This window comes from Methanoculleus horonobensis (genome assembly GCF_001602375.1).
GTDB lineage: Archaea > Halobacteriota > Methanomicrobia > Methanomicrobiales > Methanoculleaceae > Methanoculleus > Methanoculleus horonobensis.
The window spans coordinates 197,102-211,163 of sequence record NZ_BCNY01000015.1 but is presented as its reverse complement, the minus strand read 5'-3'; the positions used below and the strand labels follow the sequence as shown (position 1 = coordinate 211,163).

15 protein-coding genes are annotated in these 14,062 nt (G+C 51.8%); 8 read left to right on the top strand and 7 right to left on the bottom strand.

Annotated features, from left to right (window positions below; genetic code table 11):
• Positions 1–5: 5 nt before the first annotated feature.
• From MCUHO_RS08695 to MCUHO_RS12645, 4 genes are all read right to left on the bottom strand, one after another.
• On the bottom strand, positions 6–278 hold the full coding sequence (locus MCUHO_RS08695; protein ID WP_067076942.1) for an ACT domain-containing protein: 273 nt from the start codon (positions 276–278) through the stop codon (positions 6–8).
• A 243-nt stretch (positions 279–521) separates the two neighbouring features.
• Complete coding sequence (locus MCUHO_RS08690) at positions 522–1,346, bottom strand: alpha/beta fold hydrolase (RefSeq protein WP_067076938.1); 825 nt, start codon at positions 1,344–1,346, stop codon at positions 522–524.
• Between the two features lie 183 nt (positions 1,347–1,529).
• Positions 1,530–2,753 carry an FG-GAP repeat protein gene (locus MCUHO_RS08685; RefSeq protein ID WP_067076934.1) on the bottom strand — a complete coding sequence of 408 codons (1,224 nt, stop codon included), beginning with the start codon at positions 2,751–2,753 and terminating at the stop codon, positions 1,530–1,532.
• A 68-nt stretch (positions 2,754–2,821) separates the two neighbouring features.
• Positions 2,822–3,085, bottom strand: coding sequence for a hypothetical protein (locus MCUHO_RS12645; protein ID WP_153020027.1), 264 nt, complete (start codon positions 3,083–3,085; stop codon positions 2,822–2,824).
• 393 nt (positions 3,086–3,478) lie between these two features.
• Between MCUHO_RS12645 and MCUHO_RS08680 the strand changes: the two genes are divergently transcribed.
• Entirely contained in the window at positions 3,479–6,097 is a 2,619-nt protein-coding gene (locus MCUHO_RS08680) for an NACHT domain-containing protein (RefSeq protein WP_084386018.1), read from the top strand.
• Positions 6,098–6,500: 403 nt separating this feature from the next.
• Positions 6,501–6,992 (top strand): putative immunity protein, encoded by a 492-nt coding sequence (locus tag MCUHO_RS08675; protein ID WP_067076929.1) that lies wholly within the window; start codon positions 6,501–6,503, stop codon positions 6,990–6,992.
• A 185-nt stretch (positions 6,993–7,177) separates the two neighbouring features.
• On the opposite strand, the gene MCUHO_RS12640 is transcribed toward MCUHO_RS08675, so the two are convergent.
• On the bottom strand, positions 7,178–7,636 hold the full coding sequence (locus tag MCUHO_RS12640; protein WP_153020026.1) for a hypothetical protein: 459 nt from the start codon (positions 7,634–7,636) through the stop codon (positions 7,178–7,180).
• 550 nt (positions 7,637–8,186) lie between these two features.
• Between MCUHO_RS12640 and MCUHO_RS12635 the strand changes: the two genes are divergently transcribed.
• Positions 8,187–10,034 (top strand): hypothetical protein, encoded by a 1,848-nt coding sequence (locus MCUHO_RS12635; RefSeq protein ID WP_153020025.1) that lies wholly within the window; start codon positions 8,187–8,189, stop codon positions 10,032–10,034.
• A gap of 37 nt (positions 10,035–10,071) precedes the next feature.
• Here the strand turns inward: MCUHO_RS12635 and MCUHO_RS13005 are convergent, their stop codons facing one another.
• Entirely contained in the window at positions 10,072–10,497 is a 426-nt protein-coding gene (locus tag MCUHO_RS13005; protein WP_235808222.1) for a hypothetical protein, read from the bottom strand.
• Positions 10,497–10,910, bottom strand: coding sequence for a flavodoxin family protein (locus MCUHO_RS13000; protein ID WP_235808221.1), 414 nt, complete (start codon positions 10,908–10,910; stop codon positions 10,497–10,499). Before MCUHO_RS13000 ends, MCUHO_RS13005 begins: the two co-directional genes overlap by 1 nt.
• A gap of 137 nt (positions 10,911–11,047) precedes the next feature.
• On the opposite strand from MCUHO_RS13000, the gene MCUHO_RS12995 reads away from it, so the two are divergent.
• From MCUHO_RS12995 to MCUHO_RS08645, 5 genes are all read left to right on the top strand, one after another.
• The gene (locus MCUHO_RS12995) at positions 11,048–11,344 is read left to right on the top strand and encodes a transglutaminase-like domain-containing protein (RefSeq protein WP_235808220.1); all 297 of its coding nucleotides are present in this window, start codon (positions 11,048–11,050) and stop codon (positions 11,342–11,344) included.
• Complete coding sequence (locus MCUHO_RS12990) at positions 11,313–11,717, top strand: hypothetical protein (RefSeq protein ID WP_235808219.1); 405 nt, start codon at positions 11,313–11,315, stop codon at positions 11,715–11,717. Before MCUHO_RS12995 ends, MCUHO_RS12990 begins: the two co-directional genes overlap by 32 nt.
• Positions 11,718–11,934: 217 nt before the next feature.
• Complete coding sequence (locus MCUHO_RS13170; RefSeq protein WP_394328830.1) at positions 11,935–12,102, top strand: cation transporter; 168 nt, start codon at positions 11,935–11,937, stop codon at positions 12,100–12,102.
• Positions 12,081–13,073, top strand: coding sequence for a cation diffusion facilitator family transporter (locus MCUHO_RS13115; RefSeq protein ID WP_394328829.1), 993 nt, complete (start codon positions 12,081–12,083; stop codon positions 13,071–13,073). The genes MCUHO_RS13170 and MCUHO_RS13115 overlap by 22 nt, the downstream gene beginning before the upstream one ends.
• 477 nt (positions 13,074–13,550) lie before the next feature.
• Positions 13,551–14,051: a shikimate kinase gene (locus MCUHO_RS08645; protein WP_067076918.1), complete on the top strand. Its 501-nt coding sequence runs from the start codon at positions 13,551–13,553 to the stop codon at positions 14,049–14,051.
• Positions 14,052–14,062: the final 11 nt, after the last annotated feature.

Genomic DNA, 14,062 nt, shown 5'->3' with positions numbered 1-14,062 from the left:
ACCCCTCAGATGCGGTGCATCTTCGTGAAGATGTCTTCCCGCTGGCACCGGATCCGAACGCCGATCTCTTCGCCGAGTTCGTCGAGTTCGGTCACCATCCCGGCGTACGGTTTTGATGATCCGCTGGTATCGACGATCATCATCATATTGAAGTAGCCCTGCACGATCGTCTGCGAGATGTCCTCGACGTTGACCTCGTTCTCGGCAAGATACGTGCAGACCTTTGCGATGATGCCGACGGTGTCCTTTCCGACGACGGTAATGATTGTCTTGCTCATGCCCTCTCCTGTCCCTGTATCATATTGGCTCTCTTCCGGGATTAATCCGATTCGAACGGTCCCGGGAGGGGCCGGAACCCGGTCTCTCCGACAGCGCTGGCTGTCTTCGCAAATGGGGAGGTCCACGGTCATCAGGGCGGGTTCGGCCGTGCCGCCGAACGGCTCTACCGTGCCGGGCGAGGACCGGTTCGAAGTTAAAGGGCCGGTCCCTGCGGCCCGCCCCGCTCCCGAGACCTCCCGGTGCTACCCGCGCTGCCCACCAACCTTCCCCACCCGGGCCGGTTCAGCCGGACCGAGCAGGAACCCGGTGACCAACCGGACGAAGAGTTCCGGCGCTGTGCTCATTGCGATATGCTGCTGCCCGGGCATGACAACGATCCTGCTCGCCGGTAACGCCGCATGCACCGCCTCGGTGGCTGCTTTGAGGTAGCGGGGACTCTTCTCACCCTCCAGGAGCAGGGTAGGAGCATCCAGGCTCATAAAGCGCGAAGGCTCGAAGATGTAATCCTCATCCGCGAATTCTCGCGGGATGGTGTGTGCGGATCCCAGCCGGGCTGCCCAGGACGGGTCCTTTCGGAGAACGGCGAGTTGATCCTCCGGAACCTCGACAACATCGCGATAGAATGCGAGCAGAGCCCCCTCCCGATCCCCTGTGTCAAGAAGCGCCTGGATCCCGGCCCGTGCACCGGGTGGATACATGGGCAGTCCGGCCGGTATCGCGGGCTCGTACAGAACGAGCCTGTTGAGGTTCGTGACGCGAAGCGCTGCCTCGAGAGATATCAACGCACCGTACGAGTGACCCAGGAGATTCACCGGTCCGGGGATAGAGTTCACCACAGCAGCGATATCCTCGTATTCACGCTCGATAGCATAGGCTGCCGAATCGCCGCTCTGACCGCGCCCACGCCGGTCGACGGCGTACACGGTGAATGTCTGCTCGAGCATCGGGAGGATACGCTCCCAGCGCGTGTGATCTGCGGTCGTGCCATGCACCAGGACCAGAGCCGGCCCGGTCCCGCTTCGCTCGTAGGCAATGAGCGTCCCATCTTTCGACCTGACTGTATCCATAGATGTCTCCTTACTCTGAGGGCTAACTCAGGCAACGGGTGCGGTTGGATCCGTTCCTCCTGATAATACCCTCCGATGAGGTGTCGTCATCGCGTCACCCTGCCGGGGAACAGCCGCTCCATTCCTCTAAAAAGAGGGCAGAGGGGACTCCTCCGCCGGATCACCCTCAGCGATATCCTGCACTTACGATCTCAGCGGGATGACGTAAGCCGCTCCCGCTGTTGCATCGGCGGTGTGCGCCCCGGTCACCATACGGTTGCCGAAGGCCGATAGCGAGTAGCCGAACTCATCGCCTGCCACCCCGTCGGATGCGGTGACCTTCCCGGCCTCGGTCCATCGATTGCCTGCCCGGCGGAAGAGGTAGATCGCGCCCGTGTCGGCACCCTCTTCGGTGTCGGCCCGGTTGGCGCCCACCGCAATGAGATCCCCGGCGAGGGCTATCGCCTGGCCGAACTGGTCGCCGGCCCTCGCGTCGCCTGCGGTCAGTTTGGTTACCAGGTCGACGGAGTTTCCGTGCAGGGAGAAGACATAGGCCGCACCCGCATCTTTTGCCCCGGGAAGATCCGCTCTCCGGGCCCCGACCGCAATCGTGTCTCCGGCCATCGCGACCGTGAACCCGAAGTTGTCATCCGCTTTCCCATCCGGCGGCGCTACCTTTGCGATCTCTTCCCAGCCCTCCGAGGATTCGCGGAAGAGGTAGATGGCACCGGCGCCGTCGGGGTCGGCGTTGCGGGCGCCCACCACGATCAGGCCTCCCCGGACGGCCACCGACTGGCCGAAGTATGCTCCCGGCGTCGGGTCCCCGGCAGTGATCTTTGCCGTGTTCGTCCATTCGCCGCCACGGCAGGTGAAGACGTACGCGGCACCCACATCGGCGGCGTTGAGGTTCTCTTTCCGGGCCGTCACCACGAGGAGGTTGCCCTGGACCGCGAGAGCACGACCGAAGTTATCCTCGTCGGCCGGCTCGGGGGAGACGATCTTGTCCTCGAAGTGCCACGACCCCTGGTACTTCTTGAAGACGTACACGGCCCCGGCCTTCGAGAGATCGCCGACCTGCGCGAACCGGGCTCCGACGATCACCGTGTTGCCCTGAATTGCGACGGCCCGCCCGAACTCAGCCCCGTCGGTTGCGTCAGGGGCGACAAGTTTCGCTTCCGGGATATACCCCTGTCCCTGGCGCTTGAAGAGATAGACTGCCCCGGCGTTGCTCACCGGACCGGCATCCGCCCCACCGGCGCCCACCGCCACGAGATCTCCGTCCATAGCCACGGACCGCCCGAACTCCGCTGCATTGGTCGGATCGTCGGCGGCCAGCCTGAACTCTTCAACCGGCCCCTGTTCCGCGGTGGACACCGGTTTTTCCGCACTCACGATCCCGACGCCCACCGCAAGGAATGCAATGAGCATTACCATTAATAGTCGATTCTTAACCGGATTCATAACCCAGGCCCCCTTCTTATGGGCTGATTGCGGGATTAACAGGTTGATATAAATATTTTGTCTATCCTGGCCGTGTTAAACACTATGAGTGTACCTCCTATGCCGGAGAGTTGGGGTAAACTGTATATGCTCTCCAGTATTATGTCGAACCTAAAACGCAGGTCAGTGGATATGCCTGGCGAGTCAGGATGGGCTCTCTGAGATTCGGGCTCTACAATACCGCTGTATGGGCTGTTTGGACACAGGTCTCCGACCACGAACCAGATCTCAGTCAGTCTCTTCTTGGCTCTCGCTGGCACGCCCTAAGACAATCCCCAGCAGGGGAATACCACGAGACTGACCCCGACGTAGCTCAGGATGCCGATATTCCGGCGACTCAGTCGGCAAGCGGCATGCCCGCGAGCCCCGCGAGGCTCAGTGAGGTATTGGTGCAGGAATGGAACGGGCGGGAAGATGACAGAGAACGACTCTATGAAAGGGGGGGCGTGCTGCTGAATTTATCAATTTTCCTTTCCTCACAGGAACAGAGATTTGGCAGATATACCTGACCTCATTACGGGAAAAAGCCTTGTGCCTCTCTTCTCCATTCGAATAAATACTAAACAGTATTCTATGAGAAGAGGCTTTTCGGAATTCTTTTATATCATCTAAGGGATATAACCGTATCTAGGCCTTTTTAAGAGGAAATGCTGATGGGAGATAATACCAAGTCATTCGGGTCAAAAAAATTAATTCTCGGGGAAAATTGCTTAGAACAAAAATCAGGGTTGAAGATTTTTATTAGTTACTCTCATCAGAACAACACTGCTGAAGAACAGTATATTGAGGACTTTATAAAGCATATTGCTCCACTCAAAGAGAATGGTTTAGTAGACGTTTGGTACGATCGCTTAATAGTACCTGGTGAAGATCTTCACGAAATGATTAATCACCATTTAGAAGACGCAGATATCGTGTGTTTGTTTGTCTCGTCAGATTTTTTAAATTCAGGGGAATGCAGAGGTGAGAAAAAGAAGGCATTAGAGTTAAGAAAAATGAAGGGTGTTCAGGTTATTTCTGTTATTTTGTCTCCATGTGGATGGGAAGATGATCCTGACATTTCTCCCTTGTTAGTTTTGCCAACAGATGGAAAACCCGTTTCGGAATTTAAGGATAAAAGAACCGCGTGGCAGGATGTTTACGGGGGGTTAAAGAGAGTAATTGAAAAAGAACTGAAAATAAGGCAATTAATTATCAGCGATGATTTTCGATCTTTCTTACACGATGCAGAAATGTTAACAAAAGCACATCCTAAGAAAGAGAACGTTTCCTTAGATGACGTCTATATTGACGTCAAATTGGATAAATTCAATAATTTAAAGGAAGGTAAGGAAACGATAAATTCCAATGAACTCTTAAATATTCTCTTCACAGATAGAAGGATTATTGTCGCTGGAGAGGATCAGTCCGGCAAAACGACCCTGTGTAAAAAGATATTTTGCGAGCTGCGAAGTTTGAATTTTATCCCTGTTTACTTATCTAACGAAAAATATGTCTTTCCGGGTAAGATAGATAACATTATTTCGAAATCGCTTCATGAGCAGTATATCGATATTGATGAGAGAGAAATTGGAGTAGATCGGATAGTACCGATACTAGACGATTTTCATCGTGTTAAGGGGAAGGAGAAGCATATAGCAGATCTACTCAAATACCGCTATTGCATTGTTGTTGGTGATGATATCTTTGGGTTGAATCTCAAAGATAAAACACTTATTTCTTCGTTTACGACTTTCAGAATAAAAGAACTCAAACCATCCCTTATATACGAACTAGTAAAAAAATGGATTGGTTTAAGCGACAATGATGCTGTAATTGATTACAAGAGCATTGATAAAAATGTAGAACTTCTAAATATCACTTTAGGGCGAAACATAGGTAAAGGGGTATTGCCTGCATATCCGTTTTTCGTTTTGTCTACTATAGTAACCTATGAAACACTTGCATTGCCACTTGATCGTGATATTACTTCACAAGGCTATTGTTACCAGGCATTTATATACTATTACTTAAGGAAACGTGGTGTAAGAGAAGACGAGATTGATATCTACGTTAATTTCTTAACCCGGCTCGCTTCGCACATGCGTAAAGGAAAATTGGAGGAACTAGACTCCGACGGATTTCTCTCTTTTATGAAATTGTATTCGGATATCTACAACCTTCCAGTGGAACAAGAGATCTTAATTGCCAATTTAAGTGAAATTGTATCACAGGATAGTTTTGGAAATTACTCATTCAAATATCCCTGTTTTTATTACTTCTTTGCTGCCAAAGCTCTTTCTGAGCACATTGAGGAGCCAACTGGGATGGAGGAGATATGTGCTGTATTAAATAATCTTCATGTAGATGAAAATGCTTACATTGCAGTCTTTCTGACTCATCATTCTAAAACCCTTAGAATCCTCGATGAAATCGAAAGAGTTGCCTCATCCCTATTTAATGGCTTTGAACCAGCGACGCTGATGAAAGACGAGGTAAGGTTCTTTGATGAACAGGCGCACAACATCGTTAAGGCGGTTCTACCGCCTGGAAATGTAACTCCTGAAATGGAGCGGACAGAAAGATTAAAGATTCAAGATGAATTGGAACAGTCTCATGAAGAAGTGTCTCAGGAAGAGCACAGCGAGGAAAACGATATCTTTACAAGAGACTTTAGGAAGGCTATTAAAACCGTAGAAGTCATGGGATGTATTATCCGGAACCGAGCGGGTTCTCTGGAAAAAGTCAAACTTCAGAAAATATTTGGGGATGGTATGGACGTTCACCTGAGAATGTTGTCTTCGTTCTTCGAATTAATGAAAAGTGGAGACAAACAAGAAGAGGTGGTGGATTATATATCGAAAAGATTGAGTTATCTAGAAGGAAGTGGAGATTCAAATAAATTCTTAGACGAAGAACTGAGGAGGAAAACTGCACGAAAAATATTTTGGAATTTTAACTTTCTTATCATGTATGGAATTATCCACAAAATTGTTCACTCACTTGGTTCTGACAAATTAACTGGAATTGCTACTAATGTTTGTGATGAAGTTAATACTCCTGCATCTTTCCTGATAAAACATGGAATTTATATGGAGTACAATAAGAATCTACAGATAAAGGAGCTTGAAAGAAAACATCGTGCCAGTGATTCCCCCAAGATAGTAAATAGAGCTATAGAATTCATGGTGGTAGATTACTGCTCTTTGCACCCTATTAACTATAGAGATTTAAAACGAGTTGAAGACTGTTTGGAGGTTCACCCAAAGAAACTTTTGTCCGGCAATCATTGATTGACTTTCAGGAAACCATTTTTTGTGTTAATTCTTAATTTCGTTATCTCCTTTGTACTAACTCAGCCTTTCTATTAGAGCCCGAGGACCAGCGTAACCGCGTATGCAACGAGGAGGAAGAAGACGGCCCGGGCCGCGACTCTCCCGAGCCGGCGGTGTTGCCTGGTGAAACCTTCGTGCGCCACCACATCACTCCTTTGCTGCCCTGTCGGCCGTGGGGATCGGGTGCCCTTTAGGAGGGCCCGCTTGTTCTACGTTGCGGTGCTTGTGGGTGAGGGGGTCCGTGTAAGTCAACGCAAGTTGACTTAGAAGAGGTGTGTCGGTGCTATGTCAGCATAGGTTGACGTAGCCTTCCCCGTGGAATCTCAATACTCAAAATACTGGAAGTTTATACTACCTGTTCGTGAAGAAGTACAGCAGAGACAACCAGACGACGATGGCAACCTGGGCGGCGGACTGCGCCGAGCGGGTGCTCCCGCTCTTTGAAGCGGCATACCCGGAGGACGACCGGCCGCGAAGCGCGATCGAGACGGGCAGGACGTGGGTCCGGACGGGCGTGTTCAGGATGGCCGAGATCCGCGGGGCTTCGCTTGCCGCCCATGCCGCCGCCCGCGACGCGAAGGGAAACGACGCGGCCTGCTTTGCCGCCCGTGCCGCGGGCCAGGCGGTGGCGACCGCTCATGTTCCCCAGCATGCCTTCGGGGGGGCTTATTACGCTTTGAAAGCCGTCGCGGCGGCGGACCCGGCGAACGCCGTGGCGAATGTTACTGCGGAGCGGGAGTGGCAGGCGGAGCGGCTTCCCGGGGGATTGAGGGAGGAGATCATGGAGAGGATTGTTGTTGTGGAACGCGGGAGCGGGGTTGTTGTTAGGCTGCGGAAGGGGGAGGGGTTTTGAGGATTTTGAGGATTTTGATTTGTTCTGATATAGGGGGCAGCTTTGCCGCGGTGGGATGAAACGATCGAGTACTGTCCCTCGATAACAAGTAGTGTTTTTCGCGCAAAGGTTCCAGATTACCCATGAAATCGTTGCGCTGAAGCATAGGGAAATTAATGTGAAGCCCTGTTAGTCCTTGACAATTCTCAATAGTAAGAATTTTCGGAATCTCTCCATCTTCTGGAATTCTGTATTAATATTGCTATCAGTGGCATCGCAGACAGGGACACAACACCAAGATACATTAGTATCATGGCTTGATTGGTTGCCCAAAGTCCCAAAGACCATCCTGCAATAACTGAGTCAATAAGTAGTACGATGCCCCAAGGCCACAAAACGATTGCAAGAATTATTGGGATAACGAATAGCAGAAATGCAACAAACCTTACAGTACCCCCAATCGATTGAAGATCTTCGCTAGCTTGATTACTATTTATTGATGAAGAAGATACTGTTTCAGATACTCCATCATAAATGATTATCAGTATATCCCCTTCTGTTGGTATTTTTACTCCTAGCCCTAAAGAAAGCCCGAAGATAAATCCGAAAAACATGATCGCTATTATCACTGAATTCAATTGTTCTATATAATCACCATTTGCCATAATCGAGAATTGTGATGTGGTGTAATAAATAGCGTTGATATGCTTTTACAGTGTCAACCCAAAACTCAAAAAGTTGCCCTAAAATTACACGCCTAGGACAAATCTTGTATGACTAAGATTGTCCCAAAAACGCCGTTACCGGGAGGCGGTGTCCCCCTCCCGGACTCTCCTCCGAGTGATGATACCCAATGGGAAGCCGTTTCATCCACCCTGCCTAGGATATGAGCTCAGATGGTAGATTCCTAGGATTTAAGTGCTTCGATTAGGATATACCGAAGATTCGGAGATCTTTTTGGGACGATCTCTCGACTTGGATTTAAACAGATGTCCGTGTCTCTCACCTTGTCGCAGTATCATAGAGGGTAAATCCGGTCAATTGTACACGTTGAACAGGTAAGCTATGAGAACTGGTAATAGGTCTATTCTGTCTGTGGAGTTAACCTCTCTTGATCAAAGAAATTAATTCAATCAATATAACGTTTTAGGATTCTACCTCTAAAAACGATGCTTTATATATTCCTACAAAGTTATATAAATTTCGTGTTCTTACATGCGAAAACCTCAAATTGAAAATTGGAGTTCCAACCCAGACTTGGATAATTTGCTCTTTTTCGCTCAACTTTTGGAAGAAATGCTGTTTGATTACACCATTGACTCCTATAAGGCTCCAATATTTAATACCCATGCCCTATGTTCGGAGTTACTTGTTGTACTATCTGAAGTTGAAACAGGATTCCTTCAGCCAAAAGCGGCAAATCCGATCTTGGAGGAGTTAACATGGAATTTGAAAAATGATTTTGTAGGAAAGGAAATTTTGGGATTGCGCTATCCAAAGGTTATTGAGAGATTAAACAGCTACAAGGTCGTAAAAGGAGCCCCGCCTCAAGTGTCCAGTAAACCTGCTCAGAGCAATGACAGTAATTCGGAAGCAAAGATCCCAACCCGAAAAGTATTCTCGGAGGTGGAAACACTAAATCAAATTTTTGATGTATATTATTTAGATGCGGTTAAGAGAAGCCTTTTATCGCATATATCTGGCGGAGATGAGAAGAAAAAGATTAATTTTTTAGCATGCACTTTTATTTCTGAGTTGCAGCATCTAGGGTACTCTCAACAGTATCTATTTCGCGAAACAAGACGTTTCTTTTTTTCTGGTGCACCGATTGAAACCGTTGATCAGGTTAATGAATTCCTAAGCAAATTTTCTGGTGATAGAAAAAAGTGGGTGGTCTTATTCAGAGTAGACGAACAATTCAGGAATTTAGATCAAGCGAAAGTGGGTACTGAATGTGAAATTCTCGAGGAAATACCTATCTCTCCCCACATGAATGCATACGAGTCAAAATTCATCAGAAATAAAAGAGATAATCAAATATTTATGAGCTTTAAGAACATTGATGCTCTTGATCCGTTTCATGCGAGGTTGATCGCAGAACGGTTTTTCGTTTTAATTAGCAACCTAGTGACATACAAGACGCACAAAGAGCAGCTGTCATGGGAGTCTCGCGGCTTGGCGTATTCAGATGAGGGTCATGCCATACCTGTAGCACCTGCCGTATCGCCAATGATGAAAATTCGAGATACTGAATTGAGGCAACTTCAGAGTACTATAGATGAGATGGCATCTCTTTTCAGAAATGCTGATGGCATTTCCAGTTACCTCATTTATAACTCCTTAAATCTGCATGCATGTTCTGTTCAGTCAAAGACAGCCGAAAATCAGTTGATGAATATCTGGACTGCTATGGAAACTCTGCTCCCTCCTCCGACTGATCAGAGGCAAAGGATATTACAGTTTGCCGATGCGTTTGAACCCCTTCTTGGACGTAAATACATTCAAAAGTTAATTAACGATCTCCTTCGCTCCCTACATCTAAACATATCTGGAAATGATTTAAACGTGGTATTTTCAAAGATGCCTTCGGGTTATTCAAAATTTGAAAAGTGTGCGCTATTAGTGGCACTAAAGGCTGAAAATGAACCTTTGCGGGATGAACTCTATGCAATAATCGGGCGCAACCCGCTGCTAATAAATCGCATTTTCTCTCTAATGGAGAAGACTTCTTCAGCACATATGGTCTATGAAACCATCGATCTCCATAATCAAAGAGTAAGATGGCAACTGCAAAGAATATATCGGGCTAGAAATCTTATTACCCACAAAGGTGAGCAGATTCGATACGTTTCACCACTCTTGGAGAATGCGCACTCCTACTATCACTCAGTTATTGATTTAGTGAGAGAAATCCGTGAAAATTACGAATATACTTTCCACTCCCTTGAATCTGTATTTAACTTAGTAAAAATCGAACATGAGGCACATCTTGCTATGTTAAAGACGAAAAAGGAGACATTATGCTCTGAAGAGAACTTCAAAGAGATCCTATTTGGTGTTTGACCCCATATTTTTGGCAATATATACTCCCGCCTCCCCTTCACCCCACTTCTCTCAGATCCCTCCGCACCCGCCGCCGCAGGTACCACTCCGCCACCACGCCCAACGCATGGTAGACCGGATTGACCGGAACGTCCACGTAGTAGCGCCTCCCCTTCTCGAGCCACCCCTGCTCCTTCCAGTAGGTGTGGTCCGCGGGAGCCGATTCGCCCAGCTCGCCGCAGGGCGCCCGCCCGATGTGGAACGCCATCACGTCGAAGAACCCGGGCCTTCTCGGCGTTTCCCTCCGGAGCGCGGTGAGAAAGGCCGTTGCCGCCGCCTGCAGTTTCTCTTCGTTCTCCCGCAGCCGGTAGGCGGGGAGAGGGCCCATCTGCGCGTGGGAGAAGATCCCCGCCCGGGCGACGACCTCGAAGCCCCAGATGCGGGCCACCGCATTGAGGTAGTCCAGCACGTCCTTATCCCCCATCACCCCGACGGTCGCGAGAAGCAGCGCCTTCTGCCGGAAGAACCGGGGCGGTGGAAGATGTAGGAGTGGCGGTCGATGAAGACCTTCATCAGCCCCGAGACCTGGAACCCGTACACCGGGGTGGCGAAGATCACCCCGTCCGCGGCATGCATCTTCTCTTCCAGGAGGGCCGAATCGTCCTTGATGGGGCAGAACTCCTCCCCCCGGTCGAAACAGGTGTAGCACCCGCGGCACTGCTCCAGGCCGACGTCCTTGAGCATGACGTACTCCCAGTCAACCGGTGCGCTCTCCTCGAGGATCTCGCGGATCCGCTCCGCCGCACGGTAGGTATTTGCCTTCCGGGCGCTGCCCATGATGACCAGGACCTTTAAAGGCCGTTCTTCCATGGAAGAGTGAAGGTAACTCTCATACATAGACTTTCTTCCCCTGTAAAGAGTCCTGGTCTACGCTCTCCGGCGGAACCCTGCAGAATAACCGCCGGAAGGAGGCTTAAATCGGCCCAAAACCAATGCAATACTGAGCATCTGGAAATCCTGTTGCTCTCTCGCGCATGGCAGATCTGAGCATCTTTCTGGAAGAACATCCCTACGTCGATTACTCGTCCCCGATCATCCGGGCGAAGGCCGGGGAACTGTTCACGGGAACCGATAGCCCTCTTGAACGGGTGAGAATCGCATACGAGTTCGTCCGTGACGGGATTCCGCACTGTTTCGATATCGGTTCAGACATCATAACGTCGGGAGCCTCCGACGTACTCGCCAGGGGGACAGGGATCTGCCATTCCAAGGCAAACCTGTTCGCGGGTCGAAAATGCTTTGCATTTTCTCCAGCTCCTGCTGGGCGCTGACGCTCCCGCCAGTCGCTCACTGCTCCGCGGGATCGGGATCGCCGCCGGGTTCTGCTACCAGCGCATCACCCTTGCGGACGACGACTCGCTCGGCTACTGCGTCCACTGCTACAACGCGGTCTACGTGGACGGCCGCTGGATATTCCTCGATGCACGCGGGAACACGGGCGGCAGGCGTGCACTCTTCTCGCCGGAGAGACCGATCCTCGCGTATCGCAACCGGGACGGGTATGACGAATACTTCTGGAAAGGGATCTACGCATCGCCGCAGATGGGCGTCATGCGGATGCTCGACGCCGCCACGACGCGGCAGGATATCGTCGAGAATCTGCAGGACTATCTTGAAGGAGAGCCCGATATCCTCGACTGGTGATGCAGAGAGCGACAGGTGCTGAAGCGGCCCGCCTGGCACCGGCAGGGTAAATGGGCTATAATGGTTAGATTAATAGAAGCACCACGCCAAGGAATGCACGAAGGGGTATGCAGGAAACGGTGCAGAAGACGATGGGGCCCGATCGTACGCCGGAGTCCGTCATCCTGCGTGTCGCCTTTCTCTCGCTTGCCGTCAACGCCGGGCTGTCGTCGCGAAACTGGCCCTCTCGGTCTATTCCGGCAGCCTTGCCCTCCGTGCGGACGGCATCCACTCGTTCGTGGATGTCGTCGCCTCGGTTGCGCTGATCGCGGGGGTGTATCTCTCCTCACGCAGGCGCCGGATTTCCCGTACGGGCTCTACAAGATTGAGAACGTCGTCTCGGTAGCCATTGCCCTCCTCATCTTCTTCACCGCCTTCGAGATCGCGGCGGAGGCGGTGACGGGCGATGCCGCCGCCCAGCCCTACAGCGGGTGGGTTCTCCTCGCCGTTGCCGCTTTCATCCCGGTGCCCTACATCCTCGGCACCTACGAGGTGAACGTAGGAGAGAAGTACAACTCCCCGAGCCTGATCGCGGACGGTAGGCAGCACCGGGTGGATGTCCTCTCCTCCTCGGTTGTCTTCTTTGCGCTCCTTGGGCAGTTCTTCGGTATACCCCTGGATCGGATCGCAGCCGTCATCGTCGCCATCTTTATCATCCGGTCGGGGTGGGGGATCCTGAAAGACAGCATGAAGACCCTCCTGGATGCCTCGGTCAATTACGACACGCTCAACGAGATCCGCACCATCATCCTCTCGGATCCGAAGGTGAGCAGCATCAAGAGTATCACGGGCCGCAACTCCGGGCGCTACATCTTCGTGGAGGCGATGGTCGAGATGGCGGAATCGGATTTTGAGAAGGCGCACCGGGAGAGCGAGCGCATCGAGCAGGATATACAACTCCGGGTTCAGAACGTCGAACGGGTCATCATCCACTATGAACCCCGGAAGAAGACGCATCTACGGTATGCGGTGCCGCTGCAGAACCGGGAGGGTTCGATCAGCGATCACTTCGGTGAAGCGCCGTATTTCGCGATCCTCGACCATGACGTCGAGCATAACCGCTTCGAGTTGCAGGACACTATCTCCAACCCGTTTGTGGATGTGGAGAAGCGGAAGGGTGGACAGGTGGCGGAGATGCTGCTCGAGCACGAGATTGACGTGGTCTTCGTGCACCATTCGCTCTCAGGGAGGGCGGCAGGCTACGCGCTTGAGGCGGCGGGAGTCGAGATGAGGGCGACCTCCGCGGCAACGCTTGCGGAAGCGATCGACGAAGTGACCGGCCGTCGTGGGGAGGAGGCCGGCGCTTCACCCCGCTGATCCCTCTCTGCATGCCCGGGTGGTGTCGAACGGGATCCTGATCCGCCGGACGGAGGGATTATCTCTGCCGGCGCCGCAGATGGCGTCCGGTCGAGCATGAAAGCAAGACAGATTGTCGGCGCACTCATCGGCGCATTTATCGGATTCCTTGGCCTCTTATGGTTCCTGCAGGGTACGGGAATCCTTCGGATGCGTCCCATACTCTGTATCGCAAACTGTGAGGAGATTGTCGGCCCGTCTCCGTTATGGGCGGGAGCCGGGTTGATCGCCCTCGTTATCGGGGTTATCGTCGTCTTCGTGAGTACGAAGAGTGTCAGAGCACCCTGAGACTCTGCTCAAACTACCCTGCTGCCTGTTCCGCAATACGGGCATGACCCGGGTAGGAGCACCGTTTCCCGGGCAAAACCTTCATCCCTGCCGGAATCCCACCTGGGTATCAGCAAAGGGCCCTTCTCTCCATCGGGTCACGGGAGCAGTATGCATCACCACCGAAACATCGTCCTCATCGGCATGCCCGGTGCAGGGAAGAGCACCGTGGGCGTCATCCTTGCGAAAACGCTCGGTATGCCGTTCATCGATACGGATATCCTGATGCAGGAACGGACCGGGAGGATGCTGCAGGAGATCCTCGATGGGGACGGGCCGGATGTGTTCAAGCGGATCGAGGAAGAGACGATCCTCTCCCTTCACCCCCGCCGTGCGGTGATCGCGACAGGCGGCAGCGTGGTCTGCAGCGAGGCCGCGATGGCGCACCTGAAGTCAGAAGGGCTGGTCGTATACCTGGAGATCCCGTATGCGGAGATGGAGGCGAGGCTCAAAAACATCACGACCCGGGGGATACTCCTCCTTCCAGGCCAGAGTCTCCGCGGGATGTACGACGAGCGGATTCCGCTCTACGAGAGGTATGCCGATCTCACCGTCGCGTGCTCGGGCGGAGATCTCGAGTCCGTGGTCGAGAACGTCATCGAAGCGTTGTGAGATCCGGGAAT